Annotated in this window: 21 protein-coding genes; 12 read left to right on the forward strand and 9 right to left on the reverse strand. The window is 61.6% G+C overall.

Features of this window, described 5'->3' with window-relative positions; all coding sequences use genetic code 11:
* Positions 1 to 124: 124 nt before the first annotated feature.
* The 3 genes from Q1A44_RS10260 to Q1A44_RS10270 form a co-directional block, all read right to left on the reverse strand.
* Positions 125 to 1,498, reverse strand: coding sequence for an L-serine ammonia-lyase (locus Q1A44_RS10260; RefSeq protein ID WP_299623964.1), 1,374 nt, complete (start codon positions 1,496 to 1,498; stop codon positions 125 to 127).
* Positions 1,499 to 2,170, reverse strand: coding sequence for a glutathione S-transferase family protein (locus tag Q1A44_RS10265; RefSeq protein ID WP_299623967.1), 672 nt, complete (start codon positions 2,168 to 2,170; stop codon positions 1,499 to 1,501).
* A gap of 62 nt (positions 2,171 to 2,232) precedes the next feature.
* On the reverse strand, positions 2,233 to 3,459 hold the full coding sequence (locus tag Q1A44_RS10270) for an adenylate/guanylate cyclase domain-containing protein (RefSeq protein WP_299623970.1): 1,227 nt from the start codon (positions 3,457 to 3,459) through the stop codon (positions 2,233 to 2,235).
* A 141-nt stretch (positions 3,460 to 3,600) separates the two neighbouring features.
* Between Q1A44_RS10270 and rpiA the strand changes: the two genes are divergently transcribed.
* The 6 genes from rpiA to Q1A44_RS10300 all read left to right on the forward strand — a co-directional run bounded on the left by rpiA (position 3,601) and on the right by Q1A44_RS10300 (position 9,945).
* Entirely contained in the window at positions 3,601 to 4,389 is a 789-nt protein-coding gene (gene rpiA / locus Q1A44_RS10275; protein ID WP_299623974.1) for a ribose-5-phosphate isomerase RpiA, read from the forward strand.
* 93 nt (positions 4,390 to 4,482) lie between these two features.
* Positions 4,483 to 5,961, forward strand: coding sequence for an FAD-dependent oxidoreductase (locus Q1A44_RS10280; RefSeq protein WP_299623976.1), 1,479 nt, complete (start codon positions 4,483 to 4,485; stop codon positions 5,959 to 5,961).
* 73 nt (positions 5,962 to 6,034) lie between these two features.
* Positions 6,035 to 7,201, forward strand: coding sequence for an FtsH protease activity modulator HflK (gene hflK / locus Q1A44_RS10285; protein WP_299623979.1), 1,167 nt, complete (start codon positions 6,035 to 6,037; stop codon positions 7,199 to 7,201).
* On the forward strand, positions 7,201 to 8,088 hold the full coding sequence (gene hflC / locus Q1A44_RS10290) for a protease modulator HflC (RefSeq protein WP_299623982.1): 888 nt from the start codon (positions 7,201 to 7,203) through the stop codon (positions 8,086 to 8,088). The genes hflK and hflC overlap by 1 nt, the downstream gene beginning before the upstream one ends.
* A complete protein-coding gene (locus Q1A44_RS10295; protein WP_299623985.1) occupies positions 8,088 to 8,282 on the forward strand; it encodes a DUF2065 domain-containing protein in 195 nt (64 codons plus the stop codon). Before hflC ends, Q1A44_RS10295 begins: the two co-directional genes overlap by 1 nt.
* 169 nt (positions 8,283 to 8,451) lie before the next feature.
* Positions 8,452 to 9,945, forward strand: a complete 1,494-nt coding sequence (locus Q1A44_RS10300) for a Do family serine endopeptidase (RefSeq protein ID WP_299623988.1) — start codon at positions 8,452 to 8,454, stop codon at positions 9,943 to 9,945.
* Between the two features lie 64 nt (positions 9,946 to 10,009).
* On the opposite strand, the gene Q1A44_RS10305 is transcribed toward Q1A44_RS10300, so the two are convergent.
* Entirely contained in the window at positions 10,010 to 10,540 is a 531-nt protein-coding gene (locus tag Q1A44_RS10305) for a peptidoglycan-binding domain-containing protein (protein WP_299623991.1), read from the reverse strand.
* 66 nt (positions 10,541 to 10,606) lie between these two features.
* Positions 10,607 to 11,029, reverse strand: a complete 423-nt coding sequence (locus tag Q1A44_RS10310) for an OB-fold nucleic acid binding domain-containing protein (RefSeq protein WP_299623995.1) — start codon at positions 11,027 to 11,029, stop codon at positions 10,607 to 10,609.
* 125 nt (positions 11,030 to 11,154) lie between these two features.
* On the opposite strand from Q1A44_RS10310, the gene Q1A44_RS10315 reads away from it, so the two are divergent.
* Together Q1A44_RS10315 and Q1A44_RS10320 are read left to right on the forward strand one after the other, a co-directional pair.
* The gene (locus Q1A44_RS10315) at positions 11,155 to 11,478 is read left to right on the forward strand and encodes a 2Fe-2S iron-sulfur cluster-binding protein (protein WP_299623998.1); all 324 of its coding nucleotides are present in this window, start codon (positions 11,155 to 11,157) and stop codon (positions 11,476 to 11,478) included.
* The gene (locus tag Q1A44_RS10320; protein WP_299624001.1) at positions 11,478 to 12,239 is read left to right on the forward strand and encodes a VCBS repeat-containing protein; all 762 of its coding nucleotides are present in this window, start codon (positions 11,478 to 11,480) and stop codon (positions 12,237 to 12,239) included. Before Q1A44_RS10315 ends, Q1A44_RS10320 begins: the two co-directional genes overlap by 1 nt.
* 94 nt (positions 12,240 to 12,333) lie before the next feature.
* Here the strand turns inward: Q1A44_RS10320 and purD are convergent, their stop codons facing one another.
* Complete coding sequence (gene purD, locus Q1A44_RS10325) at positions 12,334 to 13,608, reverse strand: phosphoribosylamine--glycine ligase (protein ID WP_299624004.1); 1,275 nt, start codon at positions 13,606 to 13,608, stop codon at positions 12,334 to 12,336.
* A gap of 70 nt (positions 13,609 to 13,678) precedes the next feature.
* Here purD and xseA point away from each other — a divergent pair, with 70 nt between their 5' ends.
* Positions 13,679 to 15,220: an exodeoxyribonuclease VII large subunit gene (xseA, locus tag Q1A44_RS10330; protein WP_299624007.1), complete on the forward strand. Its 1,542-nt coding sequence runs from the start codon at positions 13,679 to 13,681 to the stop codon at positions 15,218 to 15,220.
* 78 nt (positions 15,221 to 15,298) lie between these two features.
* Here xseA and Q1A44_RS10335 read toward each other — a convergent pair whose 3' ends face one another.
* Positions 15,299 to 15,694, reverse strand: a complete 396-nt coding sequence (locus Q1A44_RS10335) for a hypothetical protein (RefSeq protein WP_299624010.1) — start codon at positions 15,692 to 15,694, stop codon at positions 15,299 to 15,301.
* Between the two features lie 52 nt (positions 15,695 to 15,746).
* Positions 15,747 to 16,766, reverse strand: a complete 1,020-nt coding sequence (locus Q1A44_RS10340) for an alkane 1-monooxygenase (RefSeq protein WP_366942602.1) — start codon at positions 16,764 to 16,766, stop codon at positions 15,747 to 15,749.
* A gap of 211 nt (positions 16,767 to 16,977) precedes the next feature.
* Between Q1A44_RS10340 and Q1A44_RS10345 the strand changes: the two genes are divergently transcribed.
* Complete coding sequence (locus Q1A44_RS10345; protein WP_299624013.1) at positions 16,978 to 18,672, forward strand: NAD(P)H-dependent oxidoreductase subunit E; 1,695 nt, start codon at positions 16,978 to 16,980, stop codon at positions 18,670 to 18,672.
* On the opposite strand, the gene Q1A44_RS10350 is transcribed toward Q1A44_RS10345, so the two are convergent.
* Positions 18,669 to 19,514, reverse strand: a complete 846-nt coding sequence (locus Q1A44_RS10350) for an FkbM family methyltransferase (RefSeq protein WP_299624016.1) — start codon at positions 19,512 to 19,514, stop codon at positions 18,669 to 18,671. The two genes, Q1A44_RS10345 and Q1A44_RS10350, sit on opposite strands and share 4 nt — an antisense overlap.
* Positions 19,515 to 19,669: 155 nt before the next feature.
* Between Q1A44_RS10350 and ftsY the strand changes: the two genes are divergently transcribed.
* Both ftsY and Q1A44_RS10360 read left to right on the forward strand, forming a co-directional pair.
* Positions 19,670 to 21,067: a signal recognition particle-docking protein FtsY gene (gene ftsY, locus Q1A44_RS10355; RefSeq protein ID WP_299624019.1), complete on the forward strand. Its 1,398-nt coding sequence runs from the start codon at positions 19,670 to 19,672 to the stop codon at positions 21,065 to 21,067.
* 118 nt (positions 21,068 to 21,185) lie between these two features.
* A complete protein-coding gene (locus tag Q1A44_RS10360) occupies positions 21,186 to 22,088 on the forward strand; it encodes an EamA family transporter (RefSeq protein WP_299624022.1) in 903 nt (300 codons plus the stop codon).

Here is a 22,088-nt window from a genome sequence, read left to right on the forward strand (position 1 = left end):
GCGCTGTGCGCGAAAGGCGCCCGCCCACCGACCCTTTTGCGCCCCATTATCAGATGTGTGGCTGACAGCTTTTCTTTGAAAAGCTGTCTTTGCCACTGCTTGCGTCACCCTCGGGAACGCAAGCTTAACAATTCGGTACATTCACGGCCAAGCCGCCCAATGCCGTTTCCTTGTACTTTTCGCTCATGTCTTCACCGGTTTGGCGCATGGTTTCGATGCAGGCGTCCAGCGGAACGAAATGTGTGCCATCGCCACGCAGGGCCAGGCTTGCGGCAGAGACTGCCTTGATCGCGCCCAGGCCGTTGCGTTCGATGCAAGGCACCTGGACCAGCCCGCGCACCGGATCACATGTCATGCCCAGGTGGTGTTCCAGCGCAATCTCGGCGGCGTTTTCGATATGCTCGGGCGTGCCGCCCATCACGGCACAGAGCCCGGCCGCGGCCATCGCGGCGGCACTGCCCACTTCGGCCTGGCAGCCTGCCTCAGCCCCCGAGATCGAGGCGTTGTATTTCACCAGACCGCCGATGGCTGCTGCCGTCAGCAGGAAATCCTCGATATGGGCCTCGGATGCGCCGGGCACGTGGTCGAGGTAGTAGCGCAGTGTCGCGGGCAGCACGCCCGCCGCCCCATTTGTCGGTGCCGTGACCACCTGACCGCCTGCGGCGTTTTCCTCGTTCACGGCCATGGCATAGACGCTCATCCAGTCGTTGATCGTGTGGGGGGCCGTCAGGTTCATGCCCCGCTCTTCCAGCAGCTTGTCATGGATTGCCTTGGCGCGGCGCTTCACGTTCAGACCACCGGGCAGGATGCCGTCGGTGGTCAGCCCCCGGTCAATACAATCACGCATAACCTGCCAGAGCCGTTGGGTGCCGGTCTTGAGAGTGTCATGCCCACCCCGCGCGACCTCGTTGGCGCGTTTCATGTCCGCGATGGATTTGCCGGAAGTGCGGGCCATCTCAAGCATCTCGGCGGCGGATTTGAACGGGTAGGGGATAGGCGGCCCTTCATCGGTGGCTTTGCCAGCGGCCAACTCTTCCTCGGTCATCACAAAACCGCCGCCGATGGAATAGAACACCTGGCGCAGGGTCACATCGCCTTGCGCGTCGGTGGCCATCAGAACCATGCCATTGGCATGACCCGTCAGCGGGGTGTCGTAATCAAAGATAAGGTCGGCCTTGGGATCAAAGCGCAGGGGGGGCAGGCCGTCGGGGTGCAAGAGGTTGTCGTCGCGGGCTGTGGCCAGCGCCGCCTCGGCCTTGTCCTGATCGTAGGTTTCGGGAACGAACCCAGCCAGCCCGAGGATTGTGGCCCGGTCGGTGGCGTGCCCGACACCGGTAAAGGCGAGCGAGCCATGCAGCGAGGCGCGCACGCCTGCAAAATGAAAGGGCGAGGCGCGCATCATGTCGAGAAAACGTGCGGCGGCCACCATTGGCCCCATCGTGTGCGAAGAGGAGGGGCCGATGCCCACTTTGAACATTTCAAAGACGGAGAGAAACATTTAGACGGCTGATCCTTCTGGCGGCGTGGGACGCTGGGGGTTGGTGAAAGGTTGTGCGCCCAGACCCTCGGCGAGAATTGCGCGTTCCACAAACTCTGTATCCTGCAGAGCGGCGGCAAAATCCATCAGGCGCGGATGATCGGCCAGATCGAACCAGCGTGGACCGCCATAGATCGCGCACCAGCGCAAAAGCGGGCCAAGATAGCATGACATCGCACTGGGGCGCTCTTCGAGCCAGTTGGCATCCTTGGCCGCGCCGAGCAGGGAGAGCAGACGGGTCACCCGGTCGCGGGTCGGGGCGCGCAGCATCTCAGGGTCGCCGTCGGTATACAGGTGTGGGTAAAACAGCATCCGTTGCGAGGGGTGCAAGCTGTTGCCCAGCCACACCAGCCATTTGAGAGCCGCCGCTCGCGCCCGCCCGTCAGCGGGCATCAGGCCGGGGTGTCGTTCGGACAGGTACAAAAGTATGGCGGTGGTTTCGAACATGACCCCGTCAGGGGTTTCCAGCGTCGGGATCAACCCGTTGGGATTGAGCGCCAGATAGGCGGGCGCGTGCTGGCCTTGTTGGCTGCGGTCCACAAGCCGGGTGTCAAACGGCTGCTCCACCAGGTCCAGCGCCAGCCGAACGATCAACGACGCGTTGTCAGGGGCGTAATGAAGCACATAAGTCATGCCCCGTGGCCTAGCGTGCTTTGACCACCGGGTGGAGGTCAAAAACGACCTGCTGCGCTCAATTACGGATCAGTGGTTGGATAGCTGACAACTGTGATGGGCTGATCAAAGCTCCGTACGTGTTGTGGTGGGTGGGTGTTTCCGGCCTCGGAAATCTGGGCGGCAAAGGCCGCACTGGCCAGGATGGCGGCGTCAAGGCTGCGCGTGAGCGCTTCGATGCGCGCGGCCAGGCCCACTTCGGGACCGGTGGCGGTGAAGTCCAGCCGCCGCTCGACCCCTACGTTGCCATATATCACCTCGCCCACATGCAGGGCGATCCCGAATTCGACAGGTGGCAAGTTGTCCGCGCCTCGCACCTTGTTGGAATGTGTGGCCCGTACCACCGCCTCGCGTGCAGCGGCGAGCGCGGCCTGACACATGTTTTCGCGGGGCCGCGTGCCCTCCTCGATAGGAAAAATCGCAAGGATGCCGTCACCAATGAACTTCAAGACCTCGCCGCCATGATCGGCTACTGCATTGGCGGTGCCGTCGAAAAAGGCGTTGACGGTGTCCAGATAGGCAGGCGTGTCGAGCGATTGCGACAACACCAGTGACCCGCGCATGTCGGCATAAAACAGCGCGCATTCGATGGTCTGCGCGTCTCGGCGGTCTATTTGGCCGGTCAAGACCCGCTTGCCTGAAATGCGGCCCAGATAAGTTTCCAGAACTTCGTGTGTCATGAACATGTCCGTGTCCACCCGTGCGCAAACGCAGATGGCAGGCACCAGACGCTCCAACCCTGCCAGATCAGAGGCGAAAAACCCGCTGAACCGCTTGGTGGCAAAGGACAGGGACGCGCCGCGAAAATGCTCGGACACGCGCGAACACAGCTTTTGCCTTGTGCCAAACTTGCGCGCGAAAGCGGCGTAGCTTGTCATGCCCGAGGCGGCGAGTTGATTGAATATTTGATAGCGGGCGATTTCTTTGGGGTCGCGGAGATCGGCAGTGATGCTCGAGAACTCGTCGCGCGAGAGATCCGCAAACGGATCGTCGAGGTGCAGTTCAGACAGCACTTGGGCGCCCGTCAGGGTTTGCTTGTTGACCTGGCCTGTTTCACGCTCCCATTGCATATCCAGCAGGCCGATCACCGGGTGCGGCACCGATCGGCCGATACTGATCCGCGCCACGGGCACGCCACCGTCCAGCAGCCGGGTGCCCAGTGCCTTGAGCGTGACGCCAAAGTCATCGTCGCTGAGCGCCTGATCCAGCAGCAAGTCGTTTGTTGTGTCGAAGAGATCGGACAAGGCCATCGTACTCCCATGTCAATGGGATGGAGTGTTTCCTAAGCGCGCTGCACTGTTACCCGTTTTTGCGCAATGCTGGCCCGTGAAAAAGGTCGCGCCAGGGTGCGATGGCACATATAAGGGCGGCGCAACTGGGGAGTCGCTGCCATGACCGGAGAATTGTCGCCCATCGACAAGGCCAAATTTGTCGCCGCCAAGCGCGCGGCTGACTATGTCGAGGACGGCATGCGCGTCGGGTTGGGCACCGGATCGACCGCCGCGTGGCTGGTCCGCTGTCTGGGCGAGCAGGTGCGCGACGACGGTTTGCGCATCAAAGGCGTGCCCACGTCAACCCGGACGGCCGATCTGGCCCGCGAGGTTGGCATCGACGTGATTTCCCTGGATGAAGCCAAGTGGCTGGACCTGACCATTGACGGGGCCGACGAATTTGACGGCGACTTGAACCTTATTAAAGGCGGGGGCGGGGCCTTGTTGCAGGAAAAGATCGTGGCGACCGCCAGTGATCAGATGATCGTCATTGCCGATATCGGCAAGGAGGTCGAGCATCTTGGCGCTTTTCCCCTTCCCATCGAGGTGATCCCCTTTGGCTGGCAGACAACGCAGGCGCTGGTCGAAGAAACCCTGATATCCATGGATGTGCTGGGCCGCCAATCGTCGCTGCGCATGAATGGCGATCGTCCATTTGTCACGGACGAGGGCAATCACATTCTGGACCTGCATGTGCAGCGGATCGGCAATCCGCGTCAATTGGCGCTGGTCCTGAACCAGATGCCCGGGGTCGTGGAAAATGGCCTTTTCATCGACATTTGTGACGCTGTGGTGATCGGCTATGGCGATGGTCGGGTCGAGGTCCGCGACATCAATGAAGGCACCGTGGTGCAGGATCGTCTGGATTTTGTTGAAACGGACAACCTGTTTTCTGACCTGGCCGACTAAGTCCGCGTTCCCTCCTCACACCTGCGCGACGGGGTCTGGTTTTACCGACGCCCTTATGAAATATGACCTTGGAGACAACGGAGGGCCCCCGGAATGAGTACCTACGACTATGATCTGTTCGTTATTGGCGGAGGATCGGGCGGCGTGCGGGCGGCGCGCGTGGCCGCTGGCGACGCTGGCGCCCGCGTGGCTTTGGCCGAAGAGGACCGCTATGGCGGCACCTGCGTGATCCGGGGCTGCGTGCCCAAAAAGCTCATGGTTTTTGCCAGCGAATTCACCGACGCTGCCGAAGTGGGCAAGGCATACGGTTGGAACATGACCTCCGGCACCTTTGACTGGCACAGCTTTCGCGACCACTTGAACACCGAATTGGACCGCCTCGAAGGGGTCTATCGCAGTTTGTTGAAGAATTCGGGCGTAGACACCTTTGACGCGCGCGCCAAGCTCAAGGATGCGCATACGGTCGAATTGTCCAACGGCGAGACCAAGACCGCCAAGACCATTCTGGTGGCCACTGGTGGCCGCCCGGTGCGCCCCGATCTGCCCAATGCCGAACTGGGCATTGTCAGCGACGACATCTTTCACCTCGAAACTTTGCCCAAGTCGATCCTGATCATCGGCGGTGGCTATATCGCCTGTGAATTTGCCTGTATCCTGCACGGGCTGGGTGTTGAGGTGACGCAATATTATCGTGGTGCTCAGATTTTGCGTGGCTTTGATGACGAGGCCCGCGGGCTGATTGCCGAGGCGATGCGTGACCGGGGCATCGAATTGCACACCGGCACGAATATCGTCCAGATGGCTTTGGACGGGCAGGTCGACACATCCTCTGGCCCGACGGCCTCGGATGCTGCCATGGGCGCAAGCGCACAGCAGCAAGACCTTATGTCCAACGATGACACCGCACCCGAAGCCAGCCCCGGCCGTGGCGGCCCGATTTGGGTCAAGGCCACCAATGGCCGCGAGCGTGTGTTTGACATGGTGCTGTTTGCCACGGGGCGCAATCCAAACACCGACGACATGGGCTTTGAAGAGGTTGGGATAGAAGTGGGCCGCCGGGGCGAAGTTGTCGTGGACGCGTTTTCCAAAACCGCCGTCGATAGCGTCTATGCCATCGGTGACGTGACCAACCGGGTGAACCTGACGCCTGTGGCGATCCGCGAGGGCATGGCCTTTGTCGAGACGGTGTTCAAGGACAACCCGACGGCGGTGGATCACGACCTGATCCCGTCGGCCATCTTTACCCAACCGGAAATGGGTACAGTGGGCATGAGCGAGGAAGCGGCCCGCGACCAGGAAGAGATTGAGGTCTATTGCACCTCGTTCCGGCCCATGCGCACTGCCTTTGCGGGAAAACCCGACCGGGTTCTGATGAAGCTGGTGGTCAGCGTCGCGACCCGCAAAGTGCTGGGCTGTCACATCGTCGCACCGAATGCGGGCGAGATGATCCAACTGGCGGGCATAGCCATCAAAATGGGTGCCACAAAGGAAGATTTTGACCGGACCGTGGCGGTTCACCCGACCATGTCCGAAGAGATCGTGACCATGAAGACACCGATGCGGACCGCTTGAAAGTCCGATAAAAAACCACAGTTATAACGCCAAGGCGCAGGTATCCTGCGTGGCAAGAGGAGAGTTACACCATATGGCTGGTAATACAGGCGGCCCCTGGGGGGGCGGCGGAAATTCGGGCGGTGGCGATGACGGACGCCGGAACGGCTCTGGCGGGCGCGGCAATGGCGGCGGTGGCGGGCGTGGGCCCGGCGATGACGGCCCACAGATCCCCGAAATCGACGAGCTGGTCAAAAAGGGCCAGGAACAGCTGCGCGTCCTGATGGGCGGTCGCGGTGGCGGCGGCACCGGTGGTGGGCGCGGCGCAGGCGGCGGTGGTGGTCCGTTCCTGACACGCGGCACCGTGGGCATTGGCCTTTTGCTGGCTGCGGGCCTCTGGGCGTTTTCGTCGTTCTACACTGTCAAACCTGAAGAACAGTCTGTCGAACTCTTCCTGGGCGAATTTTCATCTGTCGGAAATCCCGGCCTGAACTTTGCTCCATGGCCCGTTGTCACCGCCGAAGTGATCGCGGTGACCAGCGAACGGACCGAAGATATTGGTGTGGGTCGTGCGGGCAGTGATGCGGGCCTGATGTTGACCGGCGACGAGAACATCGTCGACATCGATTTCCAGGTGGTCTGGAACATCAACAACCCCGAACAATTCCTGTTCAACCTGCGCGACCCGCGCCCGACGATCCGGGCCGTGTCGGAATCGGCCATGCGCGAAATTATCGCGCAGTCCGATCTTGCCCCCATCCTCAACCGGGATCGTGGTGCCATCGCAGGCCGTTTGCAGGACCTGATCCAATCGACGCTCGACAGCTATGATTCAGGCGTGAACATCATCCGCGTGAACTTTGACAAGGCCGACCCGCCGCAATCGGTGATCGACGCCTTCCGCGACGTGCAAGCCGCCGAGCAAGAGCGTGACCGTCTGCAAAACGTGGCTGATGCCTATGCCAACCAGGTCCTCGCCGAGGCCCGTGGTCAGGCGGCGCAGTTGCTTGAAGAGGCCGAAGGTTACCGCGCCCAGCAGGTCAACCAGGCCGAAGGTGAGGCATCGCGCTTCTCTGCCGTTCTGGAGGAATATGCCAAAGCGCCGGAGGTGACACGCAAACGTCTGTACCTTGAAACGATGGAGAATGTGTTGGGCCGGATCGACAAGATCATTCTGGATGAAACCGCAGGCGGTGCCGGAGGACAGGGCGTTGTCCCGTATCTGCCTCTGAATGAGCTGCGCCGTGGAGGGTCGAACTGATGAAACGCACAACATATTTGCTGCCCATCGTCGTTGTGGCGATCGCCGTGGCGCTGTCGTCCGTCTTTATCGTCGACGAACGTGAAAAGGCTCTGGTTCTGCAATTTGGTCAGATCGTGAACGTCAAGGAAGAGCCGGGCCTGGCTTTCAAGGTGCCGCTGATCCAGGAGGTCGTGCGCTATGACGACCGTATCCTGAGCCGCGATATCGATCCGCTTGAGATCACGCCGCTGGATGACCGGCGTCTGGTTGTGGATGCTTTTGCGCGCTACCGCATCTCGGACGTGGAACGGTTCCGCCAAGCGGTTGGTACAGGTGGCATTGCCACTGCTGAAAACCGGCTGGATTCCATCCTGCGGGCTGAGACACGCGAAGTGCTGGGTTCGGTGTCGTCAAATGACATCCTCAGCTCGGATCGTGCGGCCCTGATGCTGCGCATCCGCAACGCCGCGATTGCCGAGGCGCTTGCGCTGGGCATCGAGGTCATCGACGTACGTCTGAAGCGGACGGACCTGCCGACTGAAAACCTTGACGCGACATTCCAACGGATGCGCGCCGAGCGTGAGCGGGAAGCGACAGATGAACGGGCTCGTGGTAACGAGGCGGCCCAGCGGGTGCGTGCCCAAGCCGACCGGACCGTGGTTGAACTTGTGTCGGATGCCGAGCGTCAGGCAGAGATCATCCGTGGTGAGGCTGACGCCCGCCGAAACGCGATCTTTGCCGATGCCTTTGGTGCGGACCCAGAATTCTTTGAATTCTACCGCTCGCTGACGGCCTATGAACGCGCGCTACAGGGCAGCAACTCGACTATGGTGATGTCACCGGACAGCGAGTTCTTTAACTACCTGCGCTCCGATCAGGGTGCGCGCAGCGTCGAAGGCGAATAATGGCCTGGATACTGCTTGCCCTTGGGCTTGTGATGATGGTGGAGGGGCTGGCCTATGTGCTGGCCCCTTCGCTTATTGAAAAGGTGCTGGAGGTTTTGCGGAGCCTGCCCGAAGCCGCCCGCCGCCAGTTTGGCGCATTGGTGCTGGTGTCTGGGCTGATCCTGGTCTGGCTCGCGTTTTTTATCGGTTTGTAACTTATGGCCCGAAATCTTCACGCTTTGGTAACATCGAGTTGAAACCCTGTAATGCAAAACCATCTTTAATGTTGCACGGATGCAACCCTACATGCACCTTGTGCGTAATCGCGCAAAGATATGTGCAATATGGCCCGCGTGGCCAAGACGAAGATGCAGGAGAGACCTGATGCAACGACAGGCAATTGCCCTTTCGAGACAGCTTCCCGATATGACCTATTTACGTGCCTTGTGGATTGGCGCGCTGGCCTTGGCCTTTGTGCTGGTCCAGGCGCTGGCTGTAACGGCCCGCCCCGAAAGCCTGGCCCCGCTGGCCGAACAGATCAGCCCGTCGGTGGTGAACATCACCACGTCGACCGTGGTGGCTGGTCGCACCGGCCCCCAGGGCATCGTGCCCGAAGGATCCCCGTTTGAGGACTTTTTCCGCGAGTTCCAAGACCGCAACAATGACGGCCAGGGCCAGCGTCCCCGTCGGTCATCGGCCCTTGGCTCCGGCTTTGTGATTTCCGAAGACGGCTATGTCGTCACCAACAACCACGTCATTGAGGGCGCGGACGAGATCTTGATCGAGTTCTACCCCGGTGAAGGCCAGCCCGCTGAACAGCTCAAGGCCGAAGTGATCGGCACCGACCCCAATACAGACATCGCTCTGTTGAAGGTCGAGGCGGATCAGCCGCTGCAATTTGTGCCTTTTGGTGACAGTGATCTGGCCCGCGTGGGCGATTGGGTTGTGGCCATGGGCAACCCGCTGGGTCAGGGCTTTTCCGTTTCGGCCGGTATCGTGTCGGCCCGCAACCGCGCGCTGAGCGGGACCTATGACGACTACATCCAGACGGATGCGGCCATCAACCGGGGCAACTCGGGCGGTCCCTTGTTTAACATGGATGGCGAAGTGATTGGCGTGAACACGGCCATTCTGTCGCCCAATGGCGGTTCCATCGGGATCGGCTTTTCCATGGCATCTAACGTGGTGACTCGTGTTGTGGACCAATTGCAGGAATTTGGCGAAACCCGTCGTGGCTGGTTGGGCGTGCGCATTCAGGACGTGACAGATGACATCGCCGAGGCGATTGGCCTTGAAAAAGTCGCAGGTGCGTTGGTCACATCCGTGCCTGAAGGTCCGGCAATGGATGCGGGCATGGAAGACGGTGACGTTATCCTGAGCTTTGCAGGCGTTGACGTCGAAGACACGCGCGGCCTGGTGCGCCAGGTGGGCAACAGCCCCGTGGGTGAAACAGTGCGCGTGGTTGTCTACCGCGACGGCGAAACCGTCACACTGCGCGTCACTCTTGGTCGCCGTGAAGAGGCGGAAGGGGCTGTACCAGCCGTCGCGACCGCGCCCGACGAGCCCGAAGAGCCGGTGACCAAAGAGGTACTTGGACTTACGTTGAGTAGCCTGACGGACGAGCTGCGCGAGCAACTGGGCGCTGCCGAAGACCAGGATGGCCTGGCCGTGACTGATGTGGATGAGACGTCTGAGGCCTTTGAAAAAGGTCTGCGCGCCGGTGATATAATCACCGAGGCGGGTCAGCAAAAGGTCACTTCTATCGCCGATTTCGAGACGCGGTTGGAAGAGGTGAAGGATGCAGGACGCAAGTCACTGCTGCTTTTGGTACGACGTGCAGGTGACCCGCGCTTTGTGGCCTTGGGCGTCGGTGAATAAGCACTGCCATATGACAAAGGAAAAGGGCGCCCCAAATGGGCGCCCTTTTTTATGGCTCTGACTTTCAGGCTTCGGACGGTTGCCGTTCGACGGCGATCAGGCCCAACTTGCGCGCTGCTGCTGTGGACAGGACCGGGCTGTCAAAGCCCTCGGACTGCTGATAGCGGCGCACGGCCGCACGGGTGCGCATGTCCATCTCGGAGGTGATCGGGCCGCGGTAATAGCCCCGCGCCTCCAACGCGCGCTGGACGGAGGCGATGAAATCGGGGGTCATCTGGGTGTCGCACGGCACCTGAAACCAGTCCTCCTTGCGCGGGCGCACGACCTGCTGCATCTCTTCGGTCTTGTAGATCGGGGGGGCCTGAATGCGCCCATCGCTACTGATCTGTGCAGGCTGGAGCAGGACCTTGTGGCTGACCGTCTCGACGACTGCCGGGCTCACCGTCTTGCCCCAACAGGTGCCGGGCGCGGCGCCGGGCGGGGCGGTGGCCAGTGAAATGGGATCGATGTTTGACTTGGTCACAATGCCGTTTTCGGCACATGCCGACAGGGCAAGAGCCGCCGCAAGGGCGGGGAACAAGGGGGAGATATGCATGCGCGTGCCTCTTTGGTGCCTCTGAACGGGCGTTTGGGCAAATGTAGCGTGGGCAGGTGGGCCTGCCTAGCCCCGGCGACTGTCCTGTGCATCGGTGCGTGCTTCTGCCGCCACGGTCCGGCCCGTCCCCTCGCTCAGCAAATGGTCAAGCATGCCCGAGATATCCTCGACCTCTTCGGCCAGAACATGGGTCACATTATGGGCCCGCTGCATCCGCCCGATGACGCGCAGCATGCGCCCGGCCACGACGGCGCGGCGGAAGCGCTCGTAAATATGGCGCCAGACGATGATGTTGACCACGCCCGTCTCGTCCTCAAGCGTGAGAAAGATCACGCCCTTGGCCGTGCCCGGCCGCTGGCGCAGGATCACCAGCCCCGCAACCGCCACGCGTGCGTTGATGGGCGGCACACCCAGATCGGCGGCGCGCAGGCACGCGGGCGGGCGGGGCCAAGCGGCCGATGTCGGAGAGGGGGAGGTGAGTACCTGCATAAGAACAAAAATAGAACATAAGCCTTCTGTCGCAAGTGGAAAAGTGATGGGTCGCAAAAGGGGCTGGCACGCGCAAATCGAGGCGGTTAGAACCGAGCGGAACCAAAGGTAAAAAGGGGCTTTCGATGGCCAAGATCACCTATATCGAACATGGCGGCACCGAGCATGTGGTGGACGTGGCCAATGGCCTGACGGTCATGGAAGGCGCGCGCGACAACAATATTCCGGGCATCGAAGCTGATTGCGGCGGGGCTTGCGCCTGTTCCACCTGCCACGTCTACGTGCATCCCGACTGGGTCGAGAAATTGCCCGCCAAGGATGATATGGAAACCGACATGCTCGACTTCGCCTATAAGCCGGACGAAACCCGCTCGCGCTTGACTTGCCAGCTCAAGGTCAGTGACGCGCTGGACGGACTGGTCGTGCAAATGCCGGAAAAGCAGATCTGATGCCAAAGGGGGCGCCGCGTCTGGCGTTCCGCTGCTGGCCACGTGCCGCCCGCGGCGCGCGGCAAATGCTGCGCGTGTTGCTAGCGTCGATGCTCTGTGCGGCACCGTCGCTTGCGGATGTCATAACGGGCGCCCGCTATGCGGCACCGACAGACCGTTATGCCCACGGAATCCTGGGCGACGCAATCGAATGGGGCGCGTTGGAGCTGACCCTTGACAGTGGCCAAACGGTGACAATCACCTTGCCGCAGGATCACGTGTTTGAGGACGTCGCCCCTCGCCTGGCCGATCTGGATCAGGACGGTCACCCTGAAGTCGTCGTAGTGGAAACGGATACGTCGCGCGGCAGCGCATTGGCCATCTACGGGACCAAGGGCAAGATCACCGAAACCCCGCATATCGGCACCCGCAACCGATGGCTCGCCCCTTTGGGGGCTGCCGATCTGGATGGGGACGGGACCGTAGAACTGGCCTATATCGACCGGCCCCACTTGGCCAAGACCCTACGCCTCTGGCGCTACGACGATCAAAAGCTGACGCCTGTGGCGGACTTGCCCGGCCTCACCAATCATCGCATCGGGGAACGCGATATCGCCGGGGGCATACGGCTTTGCGATGGCGCGCCCGAGATGATCCTTGCCTCAGCCAACTGGTCCGAGTTGCGCGGCGTCCGTTGGGACGGTCGCCGTTTCACGACAGAACAGCTGGGGTCAAACACGTCCCGAGCCGCGTTCGCCAACGCAATGGCTTGCACTGAATAAACCTTCTTTTGGCCAAAAATATCCCGGGGTTTGGGGCAGAGCCCCAATCGCGCGCATGCGCAAAATAGATCGTGTCGCGTCAGCGTCCTTTGGATTAACCTTTGCCGCCCAAAGCCCGCCAGCCGATATCGGCGCGGTAGAACCCACCCGGAAAATCCACAGCTTCCACCAGGGCATAGGCGCGCTCTGCCGCTTCGGCCAGGCTTGACCCGCGTGCCGTCACGTTCAATACGCGCCCGCCTGCGGCCACAATTGTGCCGTCTCGCTGTGCCGTGCCTGCGTGAAACACAATCTGACTGCTGGTTGCGGGCAGGGCGTCCAGGCCGCCAATCACCGCTCCCTTGTCATAGCTGCCAGGATAGCCCTTCGCGGCCATCACCACCGTTATTGCATGATCATCCGCCCAGTTGACTTGCGCCTGCGCCAGTCGACCCTCCGCAGCGGCATGCATAAGGTCCAGGGCCTGCGCGCCCAGCCGCATCATCAGCACCTGGCATTCCGGGTCGCCAAAGCGGACGTTGTATTCCACCAGACGCGGCGCGCCATCTTCAATCATCAGCCCTGCGTAAAGCACCCCTTGGTAGGGCGTGCCGCGCCGCGCCATCTCCGCCATCGTGGGCCGAATGATCTCTTCTAGCGCACGTTCTGCCACTGCATCCGTCAGGACTGGGGCAGGGGAATAGGCCCCCATGCCGCCTGTATTGGGACCGGTGTCACCTTCGCCAACCCGTTTGTGATCTTGCGCCGTGCCGATGGGCAACACGTCTGTTCCGTCGCACAAGACAAAAAAGGATGCCTCTTCGCCCGTCATGAACTCTTCAATCACGACCTCTGCGCCAGCGGCGCCAAATCCACCACCGAACATGTCGTCAATAGCGGCTTCGGCCTCGGCCACGGTCTCGGCGATGATCACGCCCTTGCCTGCCGCAAGCCCGTCCGCCTTCACCACGATGGGCGCGCCTTGGGCCTGGACATAGGCTTTGGCGGCGCCTGCATCGGTGAAATGGCCGTAAGCCGCTGTCGGGGCCTTGGCGGCGTCGCAAATTGCTTTGGTAAAGGCCTTCGAGGCTTCCAGCTCTGCCGCGGCCTGACTTGGGCCAAAGACCAACACGCCTGCATCACGCAACCGGTCCGCAACGCCTGCGGCCAGCGGGGCCTCGGGCCCGATGATGACGAAATCAATCGCTTCTTCTTCGACGAAATTCGCCACCGCGCCGCCGTCCTCAATATCGATAGACGCGCAATCGGCAATGGCCGCAATGCCGGCATTGCCGGGCGCCACAACCAGCCGGTCGCATTTGGGGTTTTGCAAGACCGCCCAGGCCAGGCTGTGTTCGCGGCCGCCGCCGCCGAGAATGAGGATGTTCATGGGGCAGCACTCCTTGGCCTTTGCGCGCCCTCGTTCTAAGCTGGAGTGCGGCGCGGCACAAGGAAGCGAAATGGACTTAATCGATGATCCCGGCGACGGGCTGAATGCCCCGGAATTCAGCGTCTCGGACCTGTCTGGCGCGATCAAACGGCTGATCGAGGGTGAATTTTCCCATGTGCGGATCAAGGGCGAGGTCGGCCGTGTCAGCAGGCCCCGCTCGGGGCATGTCTATCTCGACCTAAAGGATGATCGCGCGGTCATCGCAGGTGTAATGTGGAAAGGGGTAGCGGCCCGCCTTCAGACTCAGCCCGAGGAAGGGATGGAGGTTGTGGCCACGGGCCGCCTGACGACCTTTCCCGGCCAGTCCAAATATCAAATCGTCATCGAAGACATCAAACCCGCAGGCATGGGCGCGCTTATGGCGCTGTTGGAAAAACGCAAGGCGCAGTTGCAGGCCGAGGGGCTGTTTGACCTGTCGCGCAAGCGCCCGCTGCCCTATCTGCCGGATGTGATCGGGGTGGTCACTTCGCCGTCCGGCGCGGTGATCCGGGACATCTTGCACCGTTTGCGCGACCGTTTCCCGCGCAAGGTGATGATCTGGCCGGTGGCGGTTCAGGGGGCCAAATGTGCCCCCGAAGTGGCCCGCGCCATTGCGGGCTTTAATGCGATGACCCGTGGCGGCGCGATGCCGCGCCCGGATCTGTTGATCGTGGCGCGCGGCGGCGGGTCGGTTGAAGACCTTTGGGGTTTTAATGAGGAAGTGGTGGCGCGGGCTGCGGCGGCCTCTGATATTCCGTTGATCTCGGCAGTCGGGCACGAAACTGATACGACCCTGATCGATTATGTTTCAGACAAGCGCGCACCCACGCCCACCGCGGCGGCGGAATTGGCTGTTCCGGTGCGGCATGAATTGATGGCCTGGCTTGAAAGTGCAGGTGCGCGGATGACAGGCGCGCTCAGCACCGGCTTGCAACGCCGCGACCAACGGCTCCGCGATCTGGGACGGGCACTGCCGCGGCCTGACGCTTTGGTCGAGGGGCCGCGTCAGCGATTGGATGTATTAGGCGACCGGTTGGGCCCTGCGCTGATCAGCGGTGTGCAGCGGCGCAAGGTCCGCCTTGCGGATGCGGCAGGCAGTTTGCGTCCGGGTGTCCTGACGCGTCAGCTGCGAAATGAACGGCAACGCCTGGAGGGCGTGAGCGCGCGGCTTGGTCCTGCGCTTGGGCGCGCGGCGCTGACAAAGCGGACGCAGTTCGAGGGGCGGGCCGCGCGACTGAACCCACGCAAGCTGGCGCAAGATGCGCGCCTCGCCGATCAACGCCTGCAAGCGCTTGTTGTCCGGTTGCAAAGCACAGGCGCGCGACAGATCGAGCGGTTGAACCAGCGCCTTGAAGCGATGGACCGGCTGCGAGAAACCCTCAGTTACAAGGCGACATTGGCGCGGGGGTATGCCGTGGTGCGCGGCGGCGGCGAGATTGTCACGACCAAGGCGGCAGCCGAAGCGTCCAGCGGGTTGGAAATCGAATTTGCCGATGGCCGATTGCGATTGGGCGGCGCGAAAGCGACACGCAAGGCGGGCAGCAAACCGCCCGAGCAAGGGTCTCTGTTCTGAGCCATGGCGGCCCGCAGGTACATGACATCAGACGCATCCCCGTAAGGCGGACGTCTCGTCCGCCATCGCTGCTACGGGTCAGACCCCAACTTTGGGCCCGTAACAGACAAACTCGCGTCCCACGTCCTGTGCCTCATAAAGCTCGGTCGTGTTCGGGTCATTGGTAAAGGTCGCGCGCAGCCCGTTGCCGGTTTGCTCGAACGTCCAGCATTGCGGCTCAGGCCTGTCCTCATAGACAAAACAGATATTCGCCGCTTCGGCGTACCAATAGCCTTCCTTGCATTCCCCATCCAGGAACGACCAGGTCACCCGCCGGTTTTCATGATAGATTTCAGCGCCGTAGGCCGTGCCCTGATTGCCGTAATAGAGCGTTCGACCCGTCACATATGCCTCGAACTCGGCCGCAGACATGGGGTCTGCCGCAGCGGGCAGGATAAAGAAGCCTAGGGCCAGAAAAGAAAAAATATATCGCATGGTGCCACTGTGGCAGAGGCAATCATCCCACGCCACCCTTTGCACAGAATTGTCAGATCACAAGCGCAGTTTCGCGGGTTTTTGCCCAGCGATCCACCCGCCGGTCCATCACTTTTCGCCAAAGCGGTGGGATCAACGCGATCACCGCCATAACGGGCAGGGAGCGTGGCAGCATCGGCATCGTTTCTCCGTCCAACTCCAATGCGGGAAAAGGTTTGGCGGGCTTCAAATGATGCTCTGAATGACGCGGCGCATTGAGCATCATCGCCGAGGAATACCACTGTGGCGCATTCCACGAATGCGCAGGCCCCATAGCCGCGCGGCGTCCGTCAGGCAGGATGGCCCGTTCCAAGCCGTAGTGTTGCACGTAATCCGACAAAAGCAGTTGCAGCTGCGCATAGGCTGCTATCGTGACCAAGCCGATCACCCCGGCGAGCCCTGCCAGCGAGGCCGCAGCCGCAAAAGACATTGTCGCGCCCAGCACATAGCCCACATAGGGGGCTGGCAGCCAAGCACCGCCATGTCGTTGGCGTTCGGCCCGCAACCCTGCGCCGAACCCACCGTTCCAGGCGCGCACTGCATACCGCCAAAAGCCCACGCCTTTGGGCGCAGTCGCCGGATCGTGCGGCGTCGCTGCATGCACGTGATGCACCAGCCGGTGCGCGCTGGTGTGGTGCCCGAACAGAAGCGCAGTGTAGTTCGCAGCCCCCAGCCGAAAGGCCCAGCGATCCGCCCTGTGGATCAGCTCGTGAGCGTTGGAATTCGAGATTTGCCCGAAATAGAGGCCACAGCCGACCACAATCAGCCCCTTGTCAAGCAGGGGCAGCGGCCCGCCCACGGACCAGACCGCCAGACCCAATAGAACAAAGTGCATCACGCCCAATGCCTCGGACAACCGGTGCCCCGTGGCTGCGGAAACTGGTTGTTCGATCGCGAGTTTGTCCAGGAAGAATACAACCACCGTCATCGCGAGTATCCCAAGCCCTGCCCAAAGGCCGCCCCATATTGCACCCGCGCCCAGCAAAAGGGCGGGGCCAAAACTGGCCAAGGCAAAGGGCAACAGTTGGACCATTTCTCAGAATCACCTCAAGCGGTTGCGCACGACCCGTATCACATCACAGGTTCATCGCCTCTTACGACCCCATTTGGGCCAAAGCGTGACCGATCCGCGCCACGCCGGTGATCATCGGCGCGTGCTTTGTGCGTCCACGCGTCGCTTTTGGGCTGATAGGGGGGGCAAGCCGCTGGTATCTTTGCGTCAAATCAGGCTCAGGGAGTGCGACATGGCGCTGGATAATGCAAAGCAAGGCAAAGGCGTCTGGAAGTCCGGCAAAGGCAAGGGACGGGTGCGCCCCAAAGGCCGCGCGCTGGAGGATCAGGCCTGGGAAGAGGTGCGCAGCCTCTTGGGTGATCAACCCCGTCGCCGCGATCTTCTGATCGAGTTTTTGCACCTGATCCAGGACAGCTTTCGCCATCTATCAGCCGCCCATTTGCGTGCATTGGCCGAAGAAATGCGCCTGAGCATGGCGGAAGTGTATGAGGTCGCCACCTTTTATGCCCATTTCGACGTGGTCAAAGAGGGGGAGGTGCCGCCGCCTGCGCTGACCATCCGGGTGTGCGACTCGCTCAGCTGCGAATTGGCGGGCGCGCAGGCACTGAAAACCGCGCTCGAAGACGGTTTGGATGCCTCCCAGGTTCGTGTCTTGCGCGCGCCCTGCATGGGCCGCTGCGACACAGCACCCGTCTTGGAACTGGGCCACAACCATATCGACAACGCGACACCTGAAAAGGTGCAGGCCGCCATCTCCAAGGACGACACGCACGCCCATGTTCCCGATTACGAAGCGCTCGCCGCCTATATGGCGGAGGGTGGCTATGCCACGCTGAAATCCCTGCGCGATAGCGGCAATTGGGAAGACGTACAGGCCAAGATCAAGGAAAGCGGGTTGCGTGGCCTCGGTGGCGCTGGTTTCCCTTCTGGCACCAAATGGGGTTTTGTCCGCGCCAATGCGGGCCCCCGCTATCTGGCCGTGAACGGGGATGAGGGCGAGCCCGGAACCTTCAAGGATCGCTACTACTTGGAGCGTGTCCCTCATCTTTTTCTTGAAGGGATGCTGATCGCCGCCTGGGCGGTCGAGGCGGACACAGCCTTTATCTACATGCGCGACGAATATCCCGCTGTGCTTGATATCCTGGCGACAGAGATCAAGGCGTTGGAAGATGCGGGCATCGTAGCCCCCGGCTTTATCGACCTGCGGCGCGGGGCCGGTGCCTACATCTGCGGTGAAGAATCCGCGATGATCGAAAGCATTGAGGGCAAGCGCGGCCTGCCGCGGCATCGTCCGCCCTACGTGGCCCAAGTTGGCATTTTTGGCCAACCCACGCTGGTCCACAACGTGGAAACCCTGCACTGGATCACGCGCATTTGCCGCGAGGGGCCAGAGGTGCTGAACAGCACCGAAAGAAATGGGCGCAAGGGCCTGCGCAGCTATTCCGTCTCGGGACGTGTGGCGGCTCCTGGCGTCTATCTGCTGCCTGCCGGGTCCACGATCACCGACATTATCGAGGCCGCTGGCGGCATGGCCGAGGGTCACGTGTTCAAAGCCTATCAACCGGGCGGCCCGTCCTCTGGCCTGCTCCCGGCGCGCATCAACGACGTCCCGCTGGATTTCGACACGTTGCAGCCTTTGGGCAGCTTCATTGGCTCGGCGGCTGTGGTTGTCCTGTCAGATCAGGACCGGGCGCGCGATGCGGCGCTCAACATGCTGCGTTTCTTTGAAGACGAAAGCTGTGGCCAGTGCACGCCCTGCCGGGTCGGCTGTGAAAAGGCGGTCAAGCTGATGCAGGCGGATGCTTGGGATCAGGGGTTGCTCGACGAGTTGTGCACGGCAATGACGGATGCCTCGATCTGCGGGCTGGGTCAGGCGGCGCCAAACCCGATTCGCCTCACGATGAAGCATTTTCCGGACGAAGTTTAAGGCTTGCGCAAGTACATCGAGTTCGACTTGGTGCGGCCCACCGGCTCGAACCCCAGCCGGGTAAATTCGCGGTGGCAGCCCGGATAGTCCTCCGGGCCTACGCGCTCGATCACGATGCGGTCGGGGATCATGTCCTCGGACGCATCCGCCAAAAATGGTGCCAACGCGGCGTCCTCATGCCCTTCGATGTCGATCTTTAGTGCATCGACCCGCGTCACATCCAATGATGCCAGAATATCCGCCAGGGTGCGGATCGGGACCGTGCCTGCCTGATCTTCGACGATGTTCACGATCGCCACGTCATCGCGGTGAATTTCAAGGCTCGCCATGCCGCTGCCTTCGCCCACAGCGGCATGCACGATATCCAGCGTGTCCAGCGCACTGGCGTCTGCGTTGAAGGCAAGGCGCTTGATCATCGACGGATTGGCATCCACCGCCACGACCCGCGCGCCGGTCCGGGCCAGCGGCTGCGCATAGAGCCCCACATTGGAGCCGATATCGACCGCAACCTTGGCGGGGCCAAGATCGGCACACAAAAAATCAATCTCGGGCTTGTTGTAACCGGGATGCAGCAACAGCCCGTATTCGATCAGGTTGTTGGCCCCCTCCACGCGAAAAGCACAGCCCATCCGGGTGACATCCAAAGGGTGGCCCAGGGCCGTGATCAGATTCGTCATGTGGTACCGCAACTTGCCACGATGAAAAAACGTACGGCGCGCAAAACCGATCAGCGCCTTTTGCAGCGCGCCGGGGGTGTGGGTTCCAAAGGGGGCATCGAAAAAGCCGACAGGGGCGCCGGTCTCGGCCTCTGTCACCGCGCGCGTGTCACGTTCAATGACCATATCCGGCCTCCCTCAATTTCGCTCGCCCACGCTTAGCAACCCTACGCGCCGTTGCCAATTCGGTTTGCGTGCGGTGGCGATCAGCACGCAATGCCACCTTTTCATATCCGTGCAGCCGTATTAGGTGAGAATGACCGCATAAGCGTGGAGCTCACATGGCGTTTTTCAAAAAGCTCAAGGACCGGTTGTTCAACTCTTCGTCCAAGATCGACGAGGGGCTGGAAGCAATTGTCGAAGACGGCGGTGTCGAGGTCGCGCCGGACCCGGTGGTCCAAACGCCGACCGCACCCGCGGCGCAGAGTATGTCCGATCCGGTGCCGGAACCCACGCCGACGCCCGAGCCTGCGCCATTACCCGAGCCTGCGCCGGGACCTGACCCTGATCCGGTACCAGAGCCAACGCCCGAACCGGTGCCAGATCCAGAACCAGAGCCGAAACCCCTCCCGGATGCGCCGCTCGAAATGCCGACTCCGCAGCCCGACCCAGGCCCAGCACCCGCACCCTTGGAAGTGCCCGAGGTGCCTGCACCAGTGGAGGTTCCGGCAGAACCGCCCGTCGAGATACCGAGTGTTCCAACCGAACTGCCCCCGATCACCGGCGCTTCGCCCGTTAAAATGCCCACGCTGACAGAGCCTGCACCCGATCTGTCCCAGGCCCCCGCCAAACGGGGCATTCTGGGCCGCCTTCTGGGGCGCGAAGATGCAGCACCCGTCATGCGGCGTGCGCTGGATGACGATATGCTCGAACAGCTCGAAGAGTTGCTGATCGCTGCTGACATGGGCGTCGACACCGCCCTGCGCGTGACCGCCAACATGGCCGAAGGGCGTTTTGGCAAAATGCTGTCGGTTCAGGAAATCAAGGAGTTGATGGCCCAGGAGATCGCCCGGATCATGGATCCGGTGGCCAAACCGCTGCCGCTCTATCCCCAAAAGCCGCAAGTTGTGCTGGTGGTCGGCGTCAACGGCTCGGGCAAGACAACCACAATCGGCAAATTGGCCAGCCAGTTCCGCGCTGCGGGCAAATCCGTGGTGATCGCCGCAGGCGACACGTTCCGTGCCGCTGCCGTTGAACAGTTGCAGGTCTGGGGCACCCGCGCGGGCGTGCCCGTACTCACAGCGCCCGAAGGGTCCGACCCGGCCAGCCTCGCATTTGAGGCAATGACCAAGGCGCAAGAGGATGGCGCGGATCTGCTCATGATCGACACCGCTGGCCGCCTTCAAAACCGGGGTGACCTGATGGAGGAACTGGCCAAGATCGTGCGGGTTATCCGCAAGAAAGACGCAAGCGCGCCACACAACACGCTGTTGGTGCTCGACGCGACAACGGGGCAAAACGCGCTGAATCAGGTCAAGGTGTTCCAAGAGGTCTCGGACGTGTCCGGCCTCGTGATGACAAAACTGGACGGCACAGCCAAAGGTGGTGTGTTGGTAGCGCTGGCCGACAAATTCGGCCTGCCGATCCATGCTATCGGCGTGGGTGAACAGATTGATGATCTTTCGCCGTTCGACCCCGAAGAGTTTGCCGCGGCACTCACAGGCCTCGACCCCGAATGACGGCACAGCCTTCTTTCGGCCTGATCTCTCCTTACGGAAGGTCAAAGGCCGGGCAGTACCACATGCAGACACCGCGCGCGTATATCCGTAGCGCGGATATTGATCCGCCATCCGCCAGATGACGCAATGGCTTGCCAGCATCGAGGGGACGGGCACGGGCCACCAGGTGGCGTTGGGGTTGGCAATTCTCGCCGCCTTCCTGCACGCGGTTTTTGGCGCCTTGCAAAAGGGGCGCCATGATCCCTGGCTGACGCGCGGGGCCATCGATGCCGCTTATGGCCTGATGGCCGCCCCTTTTGCGCTGTTCATCGTGCCTTGGCCCGAACCGCATATGTGGCCAATATTTGCCGTCGTCTGGGTGATCCACGTGGCTTACAAGTGCCTGCAGGCTTGGGCCTATACCAAAGGCTCTTACACCGTGGTTTATCCGGTGGTGCGGGGGACAGGCCCACTTTTCACCGTGATCGGGGCCTATCTGCTTTTTGGCGAGACGTTCACAGCCGTCCAATGGTTGGGCGTCGCGACGTTGCTGGCGGGTATCTTCGGCCTTGCAGGCTACAACCTGCGCTATCTCGAAACCGAACGGGACACGCTGCATCTGGCATTGGGCCTCGCCTTCCTGACGGGGCTCTTCGTGGCGCTCTATACGACCTATGACGCCTATGGCATCCGGGCCACCGAAAACCCGTTCACCTTCCTTGCATGGTTTTTCATGATCGACGGCATCTTCATGCCGCCGGTCGCCTATATGCGTTGGCGTAAAATGGCCAATCCGCCTGCGCTGCCGCCGCTTATGTTGCGGGGATTCATCGGCGGGATCGTGGCCTTCCTCAGCTTTGGGTCCATCATGATGGCCACCCGCCTCGACAAGGTGGGCGAAGCTGCGGTATTGCGCGAAACTTCGACAGTGTTTGCCGCCGTCATCGGCTGGCTGGTGCTGAAAGAAACGGTAGGCCCCCGGCGAGTTGCCCTGATGGCGCTCATCGCGCTTGGGGCGGTAATCGTCGAGATGGGCGGATAA

This window comes from uncultured Tateyamaria sp. (genome assembly GCF_947503705.1).
In the GTDB taxonomy this organism is placed as follows: domain Bacteria; phylum Pseudomonadota; class Alphaproteobacteria; order Rhodobacterales; family Rhodobacteraceae; genus Tateyamaria.